The 17,177-nt window shown below is 37.0% G+C and carries 15 protein-coding genes; 11 read left to right on the top strand and 4 right to left on the bottom strand.

Annotated features, from left to right (window positions below):
• The first annotated feature begins 49 nt into the window (after positions 1-49).
• Together HU137_RS10050 and HU137_RS10045 are read left to right on the top strand one after the other, a co-directional pair.
• Positions 50-1,345 (top strand): MFS transporter, encoded by a 1,296-nt coding sequence (locus HU137_RS10050; RefSeq protein ID WP_182043717.1) that lies wholly within the window; start codon positions 50-52, stop codon positions 1,343-1,345.
• A complete protein-coding gene (locus HU137_RS10045) occupies positions 1,338-2,363 on the top strand; it encodes a YihY/virulence factor BrkB family protein (RefSeq protein WP_220457216.1) in 1,026 nt (341 codons plus the stop codon). Before HU137_RS10050 ends, HU137_RS10045 begins: the two co-directional genes overlap by 8 nt.
• 1 nt (position 2,364) lies before the next feature.
• Here the strand turns inward: HU137_RS10045 and HU137_RS10040 are convergent, their stop codons facing one another.
• Positions 2,365-3,309: a bifunctional metallophosphatase/5'-nucleotidase gene (locus HU137_RS10040; RefSeq protein WP_182043716.1), complete on the bottom strand. Its 945-nt coding sequence runs from the start codon at positions 3,307-3,309 to the stop codon at positions 2,365-2,367.
• Positions 3,310-3,348: 39 nt separating this feature from the next.
• A complete protein-coding gene (locus HU137_RS10035) occupies positions 3,349-4,092 on the bottom strand; it encodes a 5'-nucleotidase C-terminal domain-containing protein (RefSeq protein ID WP_182043715.1) in 744 nt (247 codons plus the stop codon).
• Positions 4,093-4,222: 130 nt separating this feature from the next.
• On the opposite strand from HU137_RS10035, the gene HU137_RS10030 reads away from it, so the two are divergent.
• The 8 genes from HU137_RS10030 to recN all read left to right on the top strand — a co-directional run bounded on the left by HU137_RS10030 (position 4,223) and on the right by recN (position 11,646).
• On the top strand, positions 4,223-4,921 hold the full coding sequence (locus HU137_RS10030) for a T9SS type A sorting domain-containing protein (RefSeq protein ID WP_182043714.1): 699 nt from the start codon (positions 4,223-4,225) through the stop codon (positions 4,919-4,921).
• Positions 4,922-5,205: 284 nt separating this feature from the next.
• Positions 5,206-6,081 carry a 4-hydroxy-tetrahydrodipicolinate synthase gene (gene dapA / locus HU137_RS10025; RefSeq protein ID WP_182043713.1) on the top strand — a complete coding sequence of 292 codons (876 nt, stop codon included), beginning with the start codon at positions 5,206-5,208 and terminating at the stop codon, positions 6,079-6,081.
• Between the two features lie 10 nt (positions 6,082-6,091).
• Positions 6,092-6,589, top strand: coding sequence for a ferritin (locus HU137_RS10020; protein WP_182043712.1), 498 nt, complete (start codon positions 6,092-6,094; stop codon positions 6,587-6,589).
• A gap of 73 nt (positions 6,590-6,662) precedes the next feature.
• Entirely contained in the window at positions 6,663-7,529 is an 867-nt protein-coding gene (locus tag HU137_RS10015) for an outer membrane protein assembly factor BamD (protein ID WP_182043711.1), read from the top strand.
• A 23-nt stretch (positions 7,530-7,552) separates the two neighbouring features.
• Entirely contained in the window at positions 7,553-7,876 is a 324-nt protein-coding gene (locus HU137_RS10010; protein WP_182043710.1) for a DNA-directed RNA polymerase subunit omega, read from the top strand.
• 13 nt (positions 7,877-7,889) lie between these two features.
• Positions 7,890-9,092, top strand: a complete 1,203-nt coding sequence (gene coaBC / locus HU137_RS10005; RefSeq protein WP_182043709.1) for a bifunctional phosphopantothenoylcysteine decarboxylase/phosphopantothenate--cysteine ligase CoaBC — start codon at positions 7,890-7,892, stop codon at positions 9,090-9,092.
• The gene (porD, locus tag HU137_RS10000; protein WP_182043708.1) at positions 9,089-9,991 is read left to right on the top strand and encodes a type IX secretion system protein PorD; all 903 of its coding nucleotides are present in this window, start codon (positions 9,089-9,091) and stop codon (positions 9,989-9,991) included. The genes coaBC and porD overlap by 4 nt, the downstream gene beginning before the upstream one ends.
• Positions 9,991-11,646 (top strand): DNA repair protein RecN, encoded by a 1,656-nt coding sequence (gene recN, locus HU137_RS09995; protein WP_182043707.1) that lies wholly within the window; start codon positions 9,991-9,993, stop codon positions 11,644-11,646. Before porD ends, recN begins: the two co-directional genes overlap by 1 nt.
• Before the next feature lie 177 nt (positions 11,647-11,823).
• On the opposite strand, the gene HU137_RS09990 is transcribed toward recN, so the two are convergent.
• Positions 11,824-12,231: an RrF2 family transcriptional regulator gene (locus tag HU137_RS09990; RefSeq protein WP_182043706.1), complete on the bottom strand. Its 408-nt coding sequence runs from the start codon at positions 12,229-12,231 to the stop codon at positions 11,824-11,826.
• A 96-nt stretch (positions 12,232-12,327) separates the two neighbouring features.
• Between HU137_RS09990 and HU137_RS09985 the strand changes: the two genes are divergently transcribed.
• Positions 12,328-13,794 carry a T9SS type A sorting domain-containing protein gene (locus HU137_RS09985; protein ID WP_182043705.1) on the top strand — a complete coding sequence of 489 codons (1,467 nt, stop codon included), beginning with the start codon at positions 12,328-12,330 and terminating at the stop codon, positions 13,792-13,794.
• 72 nt (positions 13,795-13,866) lie between these two features.
• Here the strand turns inward: HU137_RS09985 and HU137_RS09980 are convergent, their stop codons facing one another.
• Positions 13,867-17,079, bottom strand: coding sequence for a S8 family serine peptidase (locus tag HU137_RS09980; protein WP_182043704.1), 3,213 nt, complete (start codon positions 17,077-17,079; stop codon positions 13,867-13,869).
• Between the last annotated feature and the right edge of the window lie 98 nt (positions 17,080-17,177).

The raw sequence follows: 17,177 nt of genomic DNA, 5'->3' as shown, positions 1-17,177 counted from the left end.
TCCCAAATAAATATAGGGTTGTTTATATTTACAACGCTAAAACGGGAATATGATTCAAAAAAACGACAAAGGAATCGTCAATGCTTGGAAATTTTATGATTGGGCCAATTCGGTTCATTCGTTGGTGATTGCATCGGCGATTTTCCCAATTTATTATGGTGCAGTAACCACCGTTGCCGACAGCGGAACTCGGATTACGTTTTTAGGATTTCATCCAGATGCCGCATTTAATTTTACTTTGGCGATTTGTTTTTTCCTGGTCATCCTTTTGTCGCCGGTTTTAAGTTCGATTGCTGATACAATCGGCAATAAAAAAAGATTTTTACAATTCTTTTGTTATCTCGGCTCTCTGAGTTGTATGGGATTGTTTTTCTTTACGGAAGAAAACATTTGGTTGGGACTTTTGCTTAATCTTTTGGCGGCGTTGGGTTACTGGGGAAGTATGGTTTTTTACAATTCGTATTTACCTGAAATCGTTTCGGAAGACAAAATGGACAAAGTTTCTGCTCAGGGATTTATGGTCGGATATGTCGGTTCTGTGATTTTATTGGTCATTTGTTTGGTTTTGATTCAAATCGTAGGAAAAGGAAACGAAGGGTTCTGGACGCGATTGAGTTTTGTGTTCGTGGGCCTTTGGTGGATGGGTTTTGCGCAAATTACATTTCGAAGAATTCCCAATAATATTCACAACAAAAAAATCCCAAAAAATATCATCCAATCGAGTTTTAAAGAATTACGAAATACTGCAAACGAACTCAATAAATTCTCACAACTGCGGATTTTCCTCGGCTCATTTTTCTTTTATAGTTTGGGCATGCAAACGATTTTTTTAATCGCAGCTTTGTTTGGTCAATCGGAAATCGGGTTGACGACCGATAAATTGATCATGACGATTTTATTGATTCAATTGGAAGCGATTTTGGGTGCTTGGTTGTTTTCATTTCTCTCGGGAAAAATTGGAAACCGGAACACACTTTTAATCGGTATTTTCATTTGGGTAATAGTCTGTATCATAGGATATTTGATCAAAAAAAACAGTCCAACTGTAGAAATGCAATTCTACATCATGGCAGCTTTGGTGGGACTTGTGATGGGTGGAATTCAGGCGCTTTCTCGTTCGACTTATGCTAAATTGCTACCGCCTACTGATGATCATACGACTTATTTCAGTTTTTATGATGTTTTTGAAAAACTGGCATTGTGTTTGGGACTTTTCTTGTTCGGTGTGATTATCGAAATGACAGATGGAATGAAGGTTTCGACCCTCGCGATGGGCGCTTCATTTTGCATGAGTTTTGTCATCATGTGTTTTTTAAAAATGAAAACCAAATGGAAAGATGAATGAAATGATACGAAATAAATTTACGCTTGATTTTTGGAAAAATACTGCCAAACTGATTTACAAGGCGGCTATCAGTTTTAGCGATGATAAATGCATGAAACTCAGCGCTTCGCTGGCTTATTATTCTACTTTTTCCATCGGTCCACTGTTATTAATTGTGATTTGGTGCATCGGTTTTTTTTATGGTGAACAAATCAAAGGAGAAGGATCCACTGCCCAAGCTGAAGTTTTTGAAGAATTGGTCAAATTATTTGGACCTGAAGTCGCCATACAAATCCAAACCTACATCGATAAAATCAGTCAGCAGGATTCCGGAACCATAGGCATCATCATCGGAGTTTCTACTTTAATTTTTACTTCTACCACCATTTTTGTCGAAATTCAGGATTCGATCAATACGATTTGGGGCGTGAAACCCAAACCAAAAAAAGGTTGGTTGAAATACATCAAAGACCGATTGCTTTCTTTTTCGATGGTTTTGGGATTGGGATTTTTATTAATCGCTTCCTTATTGATCAATTCTATCATTCAATTATTGATGAACTATATCAATCGGATTTTACCGGATATGACAGTCAATATGTTGAATTGGATCAATATGGGCATCACATTTTTGGTCATAAGTTTACTATTTGGTTTGATTTTCAAGATGTTGCCGGACGCAAAAGTAAACACCAAACACATCGTAGGTGGGGCGGTTTTCACAGCGATTTTATTTATGTTGGGTCGGTATGGGATTTCCTTGTATTTGCAACATAATGCTACAGCAAGTGCATTTGGAGCAGCGGGATCGGTGATCATTTTATTGGTTTGGATTTATTATTCGGCAGCGATTCTCTATTTCGGAGCGGAATTTACCAAAGAACATGCGAAATTTTATGAAAACGGAATTCAACCTTCCCCCTACGCTGTTCTCGTAAAACATACAGAAGTCGTTACCAACCCCGGAAAAGACACGGATTTACACAAAGGCGAAGTTTTACTGGAAAAAGATGAGAGTAAATGTGAGGATAAGGAATAATTCACCCCAACTTCCCATCTACTTCAAAATCACTCAGTTGATACGCTGTTGTTTGTTTGATTTTTCCGTTTTGAAGATAGAAATCAATTCGTCCCAGAAATAATCCTGCCCAACCGACTTGGTTGTACAAAACCGTTTTTCCTTCTTTATTCATAAATTCTTCAGGTTGAGGCAAAAAGGTATGCGTATGTCCGCCGATGATCAAATCGATTCCGGAAGTTTTTATTGCCAAATGTTTATCGGAAACGATGGTTTCATCGTGTTTGTATTCGTAACCGATGTGTGACAAACAAATCACCAAATCGCATTTTTCTTCTTCCCGCAATTTTTGACTCATTTCCTGTGCAATTTCGATCGGATCCAAATATTTCATTTCACGATAAGCATCTTTTGAAACCAAACCGTTAAGATTCACACCCACACCAAAAATCCCGATTTTAACACCCGACTTTTTGATAATTTTATAAGGTTTGAACAGATTTTCCAGAATTGTATTTTCAAAATCATAATTCGCAATGACGATTTCAAATTCAGCATGTTGAATTCTGCTTTGAATTCCTTCCAGACCATTGTCAAATTCATGATTTCCGAGCGTTCCCACATCATAACCCATTTTTGACATCAATTTGTACTCCAAATCTCCACCAAACATATTGAAATAAGGCGTTCCTTGCACGACATCACCGGCGTCAAGCAACAAAACATTTTCTTCCTCTTGTCTAATTTTTTGAATCAAAGCCGCACGACGTGAAAATCCGCCTTTGTTCGAATATTTCTCATCGGTTGAAACTTCAAACGGCTCAATTCTAGAATGTTGGTCGTTTGTATGAAGAATCGTAATTTTTTGTGTTGCATTCAATTCTTCCGCCAAAAGATTTCCCACTGGCATCATCGTCAATAATGAAGCAGCTCCGGCTTTTTTCAAAAATGTTCTACGATTTTCCATGTTTCTAATTACTAATCAATTTTACTAATTCCTCAAGAATCACTTATCTAAAATTCTTTTGTCCAAATTTACCTGAACCGTATCATATTTTTCAAAATACTGCATCATGATATCACGTTGTTTGATGTTAAGGTTTTCAACCGAAATTGGATCGATAAAAAAATTCATCTGATCACCTCCTTTTAAAAGAAAATCGTTGGTTACGACGGTATAATTTTTATTCAAATCCAATTTTTCACCATTGATCAAAATCGAATTTTCATCGTTTGAAATGAATTGAATTCCGGAAAGCGGATGCCCCAAACTTGCGTTGGACATGAATTGAAACATTTCTTTTATTTTTTCTCCGGAAACTGTAGCTACCACTACTTCGTTGTCAAAAGGCATCAGCTCATACACATTTTTCACAGTCAAATCCCCCTTGGTAAAACTTCTTCTGATTCCACCCCAATTCAATACACAAAGATCGATTTCCTCTCCATGTTTTTGTTCAAAAATCAAATTGGATTCTTCCAAAACCATATCACAACTCAAATTGGCAAGTGCACTGTTAAATCCGTCTTTTGGCAAATCAATCGGCGTATAACTGATGACTTTGTCCATCGTTTGTTCGAGCTCTAATTTATAAGGAGCAATCATGGTATTCATTTTTTGATCTTCCTTTAAATTGGAATTAATGGAAGTGTTTTCAGTAAAATTCGCTTTTTGAACTTGATAAAGCTGTTTAGAACAACTACTGAATAAAATTGAAACGAACAATAAAGAAAAAGATAATTTTTTCATGTAAATCAAATCTTTGACAAATTTCAGCAATCTATTTGGTTTAAAATAAATTTCAAGTTAAAATTAATTCATTTTCAATTTCAAATTTTAAATCCTAACTTTAATTCTCTCAATTTTAAAACCTTTCATCATGAAATATTTATTTATTCTATTCCTATTTTCCAGTATCAATTTCGTCAGCGCTCAAACCAATTCAGAAATTCTTTTGAATCATACATGGCGGTTAATCAGTTTTGATAATGAATGTTTTGGCTTTGGTCCAATAGAAGATGGTGAATTTGACCCGAACAATATTCTTTTGACTTTTTCAGAAGAAAGCGGAAATCTGTCCTTCCATACTGAAATGTGCCAATCCATTGATGGAACAGTTGAAATGAATGATACAGAAATTAATTTTGACATCACAAATACGGAAGGTGAGGAATGTGTTAATCCCATAAACCAAAACTATGAAGTAGGCTTCCAATGTGCCATGAATGGCGAATACGATTACACCATCACAGAAGAAAATGGTTTTTACAAACTTTTGGTTTCAAATGACATTTTTATGGGTGCCGAATTCACAACTGAAGTACTAAATACAAATGATTTGCCCTCAAATTCTGTTTCCATCTACCCCAATCCCGTTCTCGACAAACTCACCATCGAAAACCCGAAACTGGAAATTGAATCTATCAAAATCACCGATGCAAGTGGGAAACACATCTTCCAACAAAGTGCAAATGCTCCAAAAATAGAAATCGATTTTACGCACTATCCAAAAGGAGTATATTTTATTACCATCGAATCAAAAGGAAAAACAAAGACTGAAAAAGTCATCAAAAAATAAAGCGATATTCCAGAGGAGTAATTGGTTAATGGCCTAATAAAATCTTAACCCTAATTAAAAATTTGGCGTGTATTTTTGATGTGAAACGATCAAAAATCATGACAAAATCTAATTAAATCCTGCGCCATTAGTTTCAAAAGAATGAAATGGAACATTCTCAAAAAGCTTTAGGTATATTCAGTTTTTTACCGCTAAATTTGAGCCTAATTTTTATTGAGATTTAGTTGAATTCTAAATCTTGAAAATCTTTTATTATTTATTTATTACAATCTAAATTTGCAGAGATGAAAGCACTTACAGGAACGGGAATTGCACTGATTACACCATTTAACCAAGACGGAAGCATCGATTTTCCGGCACTAGAAAAATTGGTAAATTACAGCATAAAAGGAGGCGTCGAATATTTGGTTTGTCTTGGGACAACCGCAGAAACCCCAACCCTAACCAAAAAGGAAAAATCGGAAATCGTTTCCACTATAAAATCTGCAAATGCCGGAAGATTGCCTTTGGTTTTGGGAATTGGCGGAAACAACACATCGGAAGTAATAGAAGAATTTAAATCAACAGATCTTTCTGATTTCGCAGCCATTTTATCGGCTTCACCTGCTTATAACAAACCCAGTCAAGAAGGAATTTACCAACATTATAAAGCCATCGCTGAAAATACGGAAGCTAAAATCATCCTTTACAATGTACCCGGAAGAACCGGCTCCAACATCAATCCTGAAACGACTTTACGATTGGCCAATGATTTTAAAAACATCGTCGCCATAAAAGAAGCTTCACCCAATTTCTTGCAAAGCACTGAAATTTTGAAAGAAAAACCTGAGGAATTTATCGTTCTTTCTGGTGACGACGAATTTGGGTTACCGATGACTTTGGCAGGCGGAAAAGGCGTGATTTCAGTCATTGCGCAAGGATTACCGGAATTGTACACGGAAATGATCCGTTTGGGATTGGCACGAAAAGTGGACGAAGCGTATAATTTACATTACAAATTGATGGAAATCACGCGTTCCATTTATTTGGAAGGAAATCCAGCCGGAATCAAATCTTTGCTTTCCCACAAAGGAATTTGCAAACCATACACCCGATTACCATTGGTTGCGGCAACTGAAAATTTATCGGGGAAAATTAAAACATTAGTAGAACAACTTTAAAACATAAATCATGATCAAACAAAGTATAATTGATGCCCTCAATAATCAAGTTGAAGCCGAAGCAGGCGCTTCCCAACTCTATTTGGCGATGGCTTCCTGGGCTGATTCCAGAGGATTGGAAGGCGTTTCAGAATTTTTATTTGCACATTCTGACGAAGAAAGGATGCATATGTTAAAATTGGTTCGTTTTATCAACGAACGTGGCGGGACTGCGATTATTCCTTCTTTACACATGCCGAAACAAGATTTCCAAAATCTACATGAAGTTTTTGAAATGGTGTTGGAGCACGAAATCAAAGTATCGGAAAAAATCAATGAAATAGTCGATTTGACATTGGAAGAAAAAGATTATACCACGCATAATTTCTTGCAATGGTATGTCTCAGAACAAATCGAAGAAGAAAGATTGGCCCGAATTATTTTAGACAAATTGAAATTGATCGGAGACGACAAAGGCGGTATGTACCTGTTTGACAGAGACATATCCACTTTCAATGCTCCTAAATAATTTTTGAAAACCTTAACAGTTTGGAACAAGCATTTAAACTATGTTTGTTCCAAATATTTTATACCTTTGCAAAATGTTTAAAAAATTAGGAGTTTTATTGATCATGATGGCGGTGGTTGTTTCTTGCAACAAACGTTTTGAGAAAGCGATGAAGAGTACGGACAAAGACTTCATTTTACAGACAGCCAACGAATTTTATGAAGAAGGAAAATGGGCCAATGCCATAGAATTGTATGCTAAAGTTTCGTCTGCATTTGCCGGAACGGAACACGCTGCTGACATTGCATATAAGCAAGCCGATGCAAACTTTCAAGACAAGAATTATCGTTTAGCTGCACATCAATTCAAAACATTTTATATCACCAATCCTACTGATCCTCGTGCAGAAGAAGCGGCTTACCGATCGGCCTATTCTTTTTATACAGATTCTCCGGATTATAATTTAGATCAAACCAGCACATACAGTGCGATTGATGAATTACAATCTTTTATCAATGCTTATCCCAATTCTTCTCGTGTAGAAGAAGCCAATGGATACATCAATGAATTGAGACAGAAATTGGAGAAAAAAGCATTTGAAATTGCCAAAATTTATTATAAAACACTGAAATACAAAGCGGCAGGAATTGCGTTTGACAATATGTTGGATGACTATCCCGACACAAAATTCCGTGAAGAAGCCATGATGTATTCGCTTCGTTCCAAATATGAATTGGCAGTAAATTTCAGTCGTTTCGATCGCAAAGAATTGAGATTACAAGAAGCTTTGACGCAGTACAGATTGTTTACCAAAGCTTTTCCTTCTTCTAAATTTTCAGATGAAGCTAATAAAATCAATCAAAAAGTAGAAGCCGATTTTACCAAGCATAAAGAAAGCCTTGCAAAAATTGAACAGGATAAAAAAGAAAATCCTACGCAATCTACACCAATATTAAATTAAGTCGAATCAAATAGTTAGACAATATGAACTTCAAAGACATTGACGCACCTACTTCAACAGAAACATTTAACAAAGGTGTAATTGAAGAAAAAACGGGAAACATTTACCAATCCATCGTGATCATGGGTAAACGTGCCGAACAAATCAACCAGGAAATGAAATCGGAATTGATTCAAAAATTGGATGAATTTGCTTCGCATACAGATTCTTTGGAAGAAATTTTTGAAAACCGCGAGCAAATCGAAGTTTCCAAATTTTACGAACGTCTTCCAAAACCAACATCCATTGCGATTAAAGAATGGATGAGCAACGATATCTATTACAGAAATCCAAACGAGGAAGCTTAAAATACAATAGCATATGTCTATTCTGAACCGGAAAAAAGTTTTGTTGGCCGTTACCGCAGGGATCGCCGCTTACAAAACTGCTTTTCTGGTTCGTCTTTTTATAAAAGAAGGGGCCGAAGTGAAAGTCATTTTAACGCCAAAAGCCCTTGATTTTGTTACTCCCCTAACGCTTGCTACGCTTTCTAAAAACCCAGTTGAATGGGAGTTTTCTGAAGAAAATGGCAACTGGAACAACCATGTCGAATTAGGACTTTGGGCTGATTTTATGGTAGTCGCTCCATCGACCGCCAATTCTCTTTCCAAAATGGCCGACGGTTCTTCTGATAATTTGGTTTTGGCAGCTTACCTTTCAGCCAAATGTCCGGTTTACATTGCGCCGGCGATGGATCTCGATATGTATCAACATCCGAGCACCAAAGAAAATTTAGCCAAACTGGAAAGTTTTGGAAATATTATCATTCCGGCTGAATCTGGAGAACTCGCCAGTGGTCTAAGCGGTGAAGGAAGAATGGCTGAACCGGAAAACATCCTTTCATTCATAGAAAATGATTTAAAAGAAAAAGCACCATTATTTGGTAAAAAAATACTCGTTTCTGCCGGTCCGACTTATGAAAAGTTAGATCCTGTACGGTTTATTGGCAACTTTTCTTCCGGTAAAATGGGCATCGAAATCGCTAAAGAAGCGATGGAAATGGGTGCCGATGTGACTTTGGTTTGCGGTCCATCTTCTATTTCGACTACCAATTACAATATCAACCGCATCGATGTTGTTTCTGCAATGGAAATGAAAGATGCAATGGAATCTCAGTTTGAAAACGCTGACATCGTCATCATGTCGGCTGCCGTTGCAGACTACAGACCTGCAACTATGGCTGAACAAAAAATCAAAAAAAACGATGAAAATCTGACAATTGAATTGGTGAAAAATCCTGATATATTAAAAGGATTGGGAGAAAAGAAAACCCACCAAATTTTGGTAGGATTTGCTCTGGAAACCAATAACGAATTGGAGTTCGCCAAAGGCAAATTGGAAAAGAAAAATCTGGATTTCATCGTGTTAAATTCTATGCGGGATGAACAAGCAGGATTTCAAAAAAACACCAATAAAATCACCTTGATTCCACGCAATGGGAATCCGGTTGCATACGAAGCAAAAAATAAAACAGAAGTTGCAAAAGATATTCTTAACTTTATCCTTGAAAATTACAAGATATGATGAAAATGAAAGCGCTAGTCGCCAGTTTGCTTTTTTCAATTACAATTTCTGCACAGGAATTTTTAGCCACCGTTACAGTTGATTTCTCACAAGTACAAGGCTCTAACACTCAAGTATTTCAAACATTAGAAAAGTCGTTAAGCGATTTTATCAATACGACCAAATGGACGGATAACCGGTATAAAATCCATGAAAAAATAGAGTCCAATTTCCTGATCATCATCACGGGAAGAAATGGTAATTTTTACAACGGACGTCTACAGATTCAAACCCGACGCCCTGTTTTTAACTCAACTTATTATTCGCCGATTTTAAACTTTGTCGACAGTAAATTTGATTTTGAATATACAGAATTCGAAGAATTAATCTTCAATCCCCGTAAATTCAGCAATAAAAATTTAACGGATGCAATGGCTTTTTATGTCTATTATATCTTGGGAATGGATGCTGATACTTTTCAACTGGAAGGTGGGACTTCGCATTTTAAAACTGCACAACAAATCGCAACCAATGCAATGGGATCGCAGTTCGGTGGGTGGAGTGAAATGGATGGAAATAAATCTCGAGGTACGCTGATCAACAACGTTTTAAAACCAACCAACAAAACCCTAAGAAACATTTACTATCAGTACCATAGAGTAGGTTTGGATCAAATGAGCGACAACGAAAGCAAAGCCAAAAATGCGATTGGAAATTCCTTAGAAACTTTAAGTTTTTACCAGAGAGGAAACTATGCACTTTTTTATCCGCTCGATATTTTCTTTATGGCCAAAAAAGACGAAATCGCTAAAATTTTTGGAGGTGGGATGATGTCATCTGTCAACATAGGAGAAATCAAAGAAACCTTAAATGCGCTTTCACCGACCAATAGTTCTACTTGGAATAATCTGAAAAAATAATGCTCACCCGACTTTCGGTATCCAATTTTGCTATCATCGATGAATTGCAGATGCAGTTCCAAAAAGGATTGACCATCATCACGGGTGAAACCGGAGCAGGAAAGTCCATTTTATTGGGTGCATTAAAATTGATTTTGGGGGAAAGAGCCGATTTGAAACAACTCAACGATTCAACTAAAAAGTGCATCATCGAAGCACAATTTTCTATTTCCAATTTACAGCTTCAAGCCTTTTTTGAAGAAAACGAATTGGATTATGATGCAGAAACCATATTGCGAAGAGAATTGCTTCCAAGCGGGAAATCCAGAGCTTTTATCAATGATACGCCGGTAACTTTAAACATTTTACAGGAATTGGGGGAGAAATTAATTGATATTCATTCTCAATTCAACACTGAAAATATATTTCACCAAGATTTTCAACTTCAGATTCTGGATGCTTTTGCTTCGCAAATGAATTTGATCAGAAAATACCAAACAGAATTTTTAAAACGAAATCAAATTCTAATTCGACTCAAATCCAAACGGGAAGAACTCGATCAGCTCAGTCGTGAAGCTGATTACAAACAGTTTTTATTGGACGAACTTTTGGCTACGAATTTAGTACGAAATGAATTTGAAGAATTGGAGAAAGAACAAATCGAATTACAAAATGTAGATGAAATCCAACGTGTTTTAGTTGAAATCAGCACAAAATTAGATACAGCAGAATTTGGCATTCTTTCCCAATTACATGAAGCTTCCAACCAACTTCAAAAATTGGCCGGAATGGGAGAAGAATTGGAAAATTATCAAAAAAGACTGGAATCTTCGCGCATCGAATTGGATGATTTAAATACCGAAATTGCTCAAAAAACCCAACGTTTGGAATCCAATCCCGAAAGGTTATTTGAGGTCAACGAACGACTGGATTTGATCCAAAATTTATTACACAAACACCGTGTAAGTTCGATTGAAGAATTGTTATCCATTCAATTTGAATTGGAAAACGAAAACCAAAATTTTCAAAATTTAGAAGCTGAAATTTCGAAACTCGAAAATGATTTGCACCAAATTGAAAATCAATTGGGATCATTGTCTGATGAAATTTCCATTGCGCGAAAATCATCCATTCCAAAGGTAGAAAAGGAAATACTGGAATCTTTGGGGAAATTGGGGATGGAAAATTCGACCATGAAATTGGAACTCAGTCAGAAAAAAGATTTCCAATGGAACGGAAAAGATGAAATCGAATTCCTTTTCAGCGCCAATAAAGGTGCTGAAATGAAACAAGTGAGCAAATCAGTCTCCGGTGGTGAACGTTCAAGATTGATGTTATCGGTCAAAAAAGCGCTTGCCGGAAAATTAGAATTGCCGACACTCATTTTAGATGAAATCGATACCGGTGTTTCAGGAAAAGTAGCCAATGAAGTAGGAAATTTGATGAAAGAAATGGCTGATAGTTTACAGTTGATCAGCATCACCCATCTTCCTCAAGTAGCTGCCAAAGCCAATCAACATTTCAAAATTTCCAAAAACATCAAAAACGGAAAGACGATAACTCAGGTTCACGAACTTTCAAATGAAAACCGAGTGAGAGAAATCGCTGAACTTTTAAGCGGTTCCGATATCACAGAAAAAGCGATCGATCAGGCAAAAGAACTGATCAAAGCTTAAACCCAAAATATTTTGCATAAAAAACCTCATAGTTGAGACTTCGACCATGAGGCATAAATAACTAACACACAAATAATCTTAAAAAATAAGACCTGTACAAACCGTTATGCTTTTGTACACCACAAATATAGTAAAGTCTATCAAATTAGTATACTAAAAAATTATTTTTTTTTGATTTTAAACTAAATCATTTAAAGATTGGCTTTCCAAAACCTTTAGCGTTTTGTCTCTAACCTGCACCATCACTCGGTTTAAGGAACATGACACCTCATCCTGACAATCATCACATTTTTTATAATAATTCAAACTTACACACGGTAAAAGTGCAATCGGACCATCCAAAACACGAATGATTGAAGCCAAAGAAATGGATTCGGCAGGTCTTTCTAAAAAATATCCTCCACCTTTTCCTTTTTTGGATAGTAATAATCCGTTTTTCTTTAAATCTAAAAGAATTCCTTCCAAAAACTTTAAAGGTATATTTTCATTTTCCGCTATTTCAGAAATCAAAACTGGTTGACCAGAAGTATTTTTGGCCAAATAAGTCATCGCTTTTAATCCGTATTTTGTCTTTTTCGTCAACATATCATTGTGACCTTTGCAAATATTAATTAGGTTTTTCTAACAAGCAAATTTCGGCAAATTATTCTAACTTGCAACCCAAATTTTAATTAACAACATATGACAATTCGATTTTTATCTTTATTCATGACTTTTTGTTTCACTCCACTAGTTGCGCAGTATTCTACCCCAAACACCGGAGTTCATTGGACATTGGACGATATAGCTGCCAATTCTCCTACTACGGTTACAGTTTCTGGAAACGAATATACCCTGCATGAAAATTTATTGGTAGAAGTAAACGATTCTCTTTCATTGAATGAAAACTTAGTTCTAAAAATAGCTGCAGATGTTGAGATTGAAGTAAAAGGTTTTTTTTCAAGTGATGCAGATGAAATTACCATCACAGCAGTTGATCCTGAAAATCCTTATGAAGGATTTTGGATGTTTGATACTTCTGAAATTTATTTCAACAATACCCTGGTTGAATACGGAGGTGGAATTCGCGTCATCACACCGGACTTTTTAATGGAGAACTCAGAAGTGTCCAATAACAACAAATCAGATGGTTCTGCCACCGGAGGAGCGATTTCTTTTTCAAATGGAAGCCCGGTTGTGAGAAATTCGACTTTTAGAAATAATATCCATCCCGCTTTGAGTTCAGGTGCGACCAATTCTGTTGCGATTCAAGTTGAGAATTGTCTTTTTGAAGGAAATAATACGACCAATAACAACCGACCACAAATCAACATGGGACCAAGTGGAACCGCCGACTCTACACGGATCATCAACAACACGATCATCGGAAACCGTGATTTTACGGTAGTTGGAGGCGTTTCTGTTTCCAGTTTGGCGGGTGTACAAAATCAATTTGTTATTAAAAACAATACGATTCGTGACAACCGTTACGGTTTTACTTCCTTAGGGCCATCTTCCGGCGTGATTGAAAATAATATTTTGGAGGACAATGATACTGAAACCAATCCGATGAATGGAGGAAGTGGAATTTCACTCTACAATACAGAAATGGTTATTATTAAAGGAAATGAAATCCGAAGAAACCTTTGGGGCATAACGGTTATCGGAACTGCACAAGCCAATTTGGGAAGTGATGATGCGGAAGACCTGAATCCGGGTGGAAATATTTTCAGTGAAAATGGAAATGGAGGGGAAATTTACGCATTGTTTAACAACACTCCTAATCCAATAAAAGCTTTGCACAATTGTTGGATCGAAGGTCAGGAATCTACTGCAGAAGATGTGGAAAGTGTAATTTCTCATGTTGTAGACGATCCTGCTTTGGGTGAAGTATTTTTTGATCCATTTGAATGTGGAATTGTAATGGAAACTGTAGATTTCGATCAAAAATCTTTTAGAATTTATCCAAATCCGGCTAAAAATTCGTTCCAAATCGAATCCGTAGAAAACGGAACGATTAAAATCTTCGATTTGAATGGAAAATTGATCCAAACCGAAGAAAAAAATTCAGTTCAAAAACAAATTCAAATAAGACTTCCTAAAGGTATTTATTTAGTTGAATTCGAAACAGAAAAATCAAAATCTACACAGAAATTGATCATTCGATAATTAAAATTCACATACGACAAAAGCCGTCCTAAATAACTATGGGACGGCTTTTTTAATTAAAAATGGAATAATTTATTTTTTGATAAATCGTTCAGATTTTGATTTCTCGCCGATCATCAATTTCAAAACATAAATACCGGAATCCAAACGGGAAACATCCAAGTTTTCCGTATATCTTCCTTGCATCACCACTCTACCGGACATATCCATGATTTGGTAGGTTTGGGCTTCAAATCCGTTCAAGGATATATTTAAGAATTCTTTTACCGGATTTGGATACACTTTTAAATGAAGACTTGTTTCATCTGTCTCAGTTGATGCATACGTACTGTTATTATTGAAGGACTGAGTTATACAGAAATTGGTGGAACGTGAAGAACGGAAAGTACTTCCACTTGCCAATACAGTAGTACCTTGCTTCAAAGTATAAGAACCGTTTCCATACGAACAGCACATTCCGTCGCCATAAGTATCATAGAATGTCAATCTATAACAATCAGGACTCAACGTCAATGGTATATCCAAAGTCGAGCCATCGGGTTGTGAACCATAAGTTCCGCCGGAAGCAACGATGGTTGTTCCTCTGTAAATTCTCCAGTAAGTTTCTTCCGGATAATTATCAAAAGTGATACTCAACACCAATCCCGGGTCTGGGTTATCTGCAAGCGTCGTAACATTTACCACGTTACTGGATGAAGAAACATTTCCGGACGCATCTTTTGCTTTTACGGTAAACGCATAAGCAGTATTGGCAGTTAATCCGGTAATATTAGCAGAAGTACTTGTTGTCGAACCGATATTGGTCGAACCGGAAAAAATATCGTATCCGGTTACGCCCACATTATCTGTAGAAGCTGTCCAATTTAACGTCAACGTGGTTTGGGCAACATTGGAAGCTGCTAAATTGGTTGGTGCTGAAGGAGCCTGTGTATCTGCAGCCGATGCAGCAATTACCACAGTATAGTCTTCAACTTCACCATAAGTAAAGGACTCACAAGAAGTTGGAATTGCATTGTATTTCATGGAAACCCGCATACGCGTCGCACCATCAAAAGCAGAAGCCGGAACTGTAAATGTTCCACTTACAGAAGAAGCATTGGTCGGTGTTCTGGTCCAAACTTGTTCACCTGAATCGTTGAAATCACCATCTTTGTTATAATCAATCCAAACGGAATATCCTTCATTATAATTCGTTCCGGTCCATTGTGGAGTAACCGTAATGGTATAAGCTTGAGATTTATTTAAATTAGTTGAAATATTAGTGAAATCTGAATAGAACTGCGCACCAGAAGGATTATTGATCGTATTCAACTGAACTCTTTGGATGAATTCATCGTTTACATTGGTACTGGCAGATGCACAATAGTTGATTTGAACTTCTGTTGTGGTAAAGTTTACTGAAGCCGAATAAGCCGACGATGCACCTGCATCACAATTACTTCGAACTTGAGCCTCGTACTGAGAGTTGGCAGTTAAACCACTCAAAGATTTGGAAGTAGAAGTTTCTGCACTCGTCGTCCAATTAGTTGCTCCTACCAAACGGTAACGGAAATCATAAGAAGCTCCGGCAACAGCATCCCAAGAAAGCGATGCAGTTGAACTTCCAATTCCATCCACCGACAATCCGGTTGGAGTTGTTGCTTCACACTGAACTGGTGTGGAAGAAACTCCGGTAAGGATTAATGAATAATTTTGGCTTCCACCTGTAAGAGATCCTTTATGAGAAACTGTTACGGTATATGTTCCGGAAGCTCCTGCAACTTCTACTCTTTCAAAGGGATCGGAAATATTATCACCTTTACCGTTGGTTGTGATGCCTGTTAATCTCCAAGGAGTATACGTGGTAGAACCTTTGGTAATCCGTAAATCCAAATCATTGACCAATACTTTTGTAGGCGAATTGGTTTGGGTTGTGGCGGTTCCGGGACGATCTGTCCAACTGATAGAAGCTCTTAATTCGTTTATTCCATCTGAATCTACCGTAAATTGATAAGTTTGGCCGCTGGTTAAAGTCAACTCCTGAATCAGTGAACCATTATCTTTGGCTGTGATGGTTTCGGCAGCTTTTTTGGCATTCAATAATCCCCAACCAAAAATAGCGTCGGGACCGGCAGAACCGGCATCATCTGCTGTATGCAGAACCAATCCTTTTAAAGTCGCAGCACGCATAAAATTAGAATTCAAATTATTATAATGCTGTTGCAATAACAACAAGGTTCCGGCTACATTTGGTGAAGCCATTGAGGTTCCAGTAATCGTTCCATAAGCGGTATTGCTGGTTTCATACGTCGAATACACAGATGTTCCGTTGCCGGTGATATCCGGTTTGATCCGGTAATCATCAGTCGGACCTTCACTACTCGAAGAATTAATGGTAACACTTACTAAATTTCCATTGTTATCGATATTGGCATCATTGGCATTTGCCACCACCAAATTATTTTTGGAAGTACTATGACCGGTCAATTTATCATAAGCTGAATTCCCTCCAAGCGGAGCACCATTGTAATTGGTATTTCCATCATTTCCGGCTGCTACGACCATTAGGTAATACGGCGCGTTAAACAATAAATTATCCCAATCTCTGGAATCCGTTATATAGGCTCCGAAATAATAATCCGGTACCAAATCCGAACGGAAACCATAAGAATGATTGGAAATCAACATTCCATTGGAGGCCGCAGATGTAGCTTCCGTCAAATCATTGTTCCATTCGTAACCGATTGCTCGGGCATGTGGTGCCATACCTTTTGCATTGGCACTTACACCGGAAGCTATGATTGTTCCCGTTACATGCGCCGAATGATAATTCAATGTAGTTGTTCCATCTCCTATACTGAATCTGTTGGTTCCACCGGCTCCGTCATATTCCTGGTGGGTAGTTCTCGCCAAACCACCGTCCCAAACATGTGCCGTCATGTTTTGACCCATAAGATTTAGTCCCAATGAACCTCCTGAATTTAAATGGTTGGTTCGGGTAGAACGAGCTGCATTTACATTAAATGTGGTGTAATAAATCAATGAACCATCTGGAAGAATTTTTTGCAATTCTTGGTAAGTTCCATTTTCTTCTATGATCAAAGGAACGTTTAAGGAAGTTGCCAATTCCTTTACGCGTTCTTTTTCAGAACTGATTTTTTGAAAATACTCATTTTCCAATTTGAGCAATTCGTTTAAATCATAACGATCTACAATTTTTTGTTTCTCTGCCAGCGTCTGGGCCGAACCAAACTGCCAAGCCATCAGCATTATTACAATACTGATTTTTAGTAAAATTTTGTCCATAAATAATTAGTGTTAATTGTTGGTTGAATTTAACACTTTATCTTTTAGGAATTGACCTTAATCTTCTGATATTTAATAAACAAAGTTTAAAAATACCA

Origin of the sequence: Moheibacter lacus (assembly GCF_014042165.1) — a bacterium.
GTDB lineage: Bacteria > Bacteroidota > Bacteroidia > Flavobacteriales > Weeksellaceae > Moheibacter > Moheibacter lacus.
Note: the sequence above shows the minus strand (reverse complement) of the source record. Positions and strands in the feature narration are given on the sequence as shown.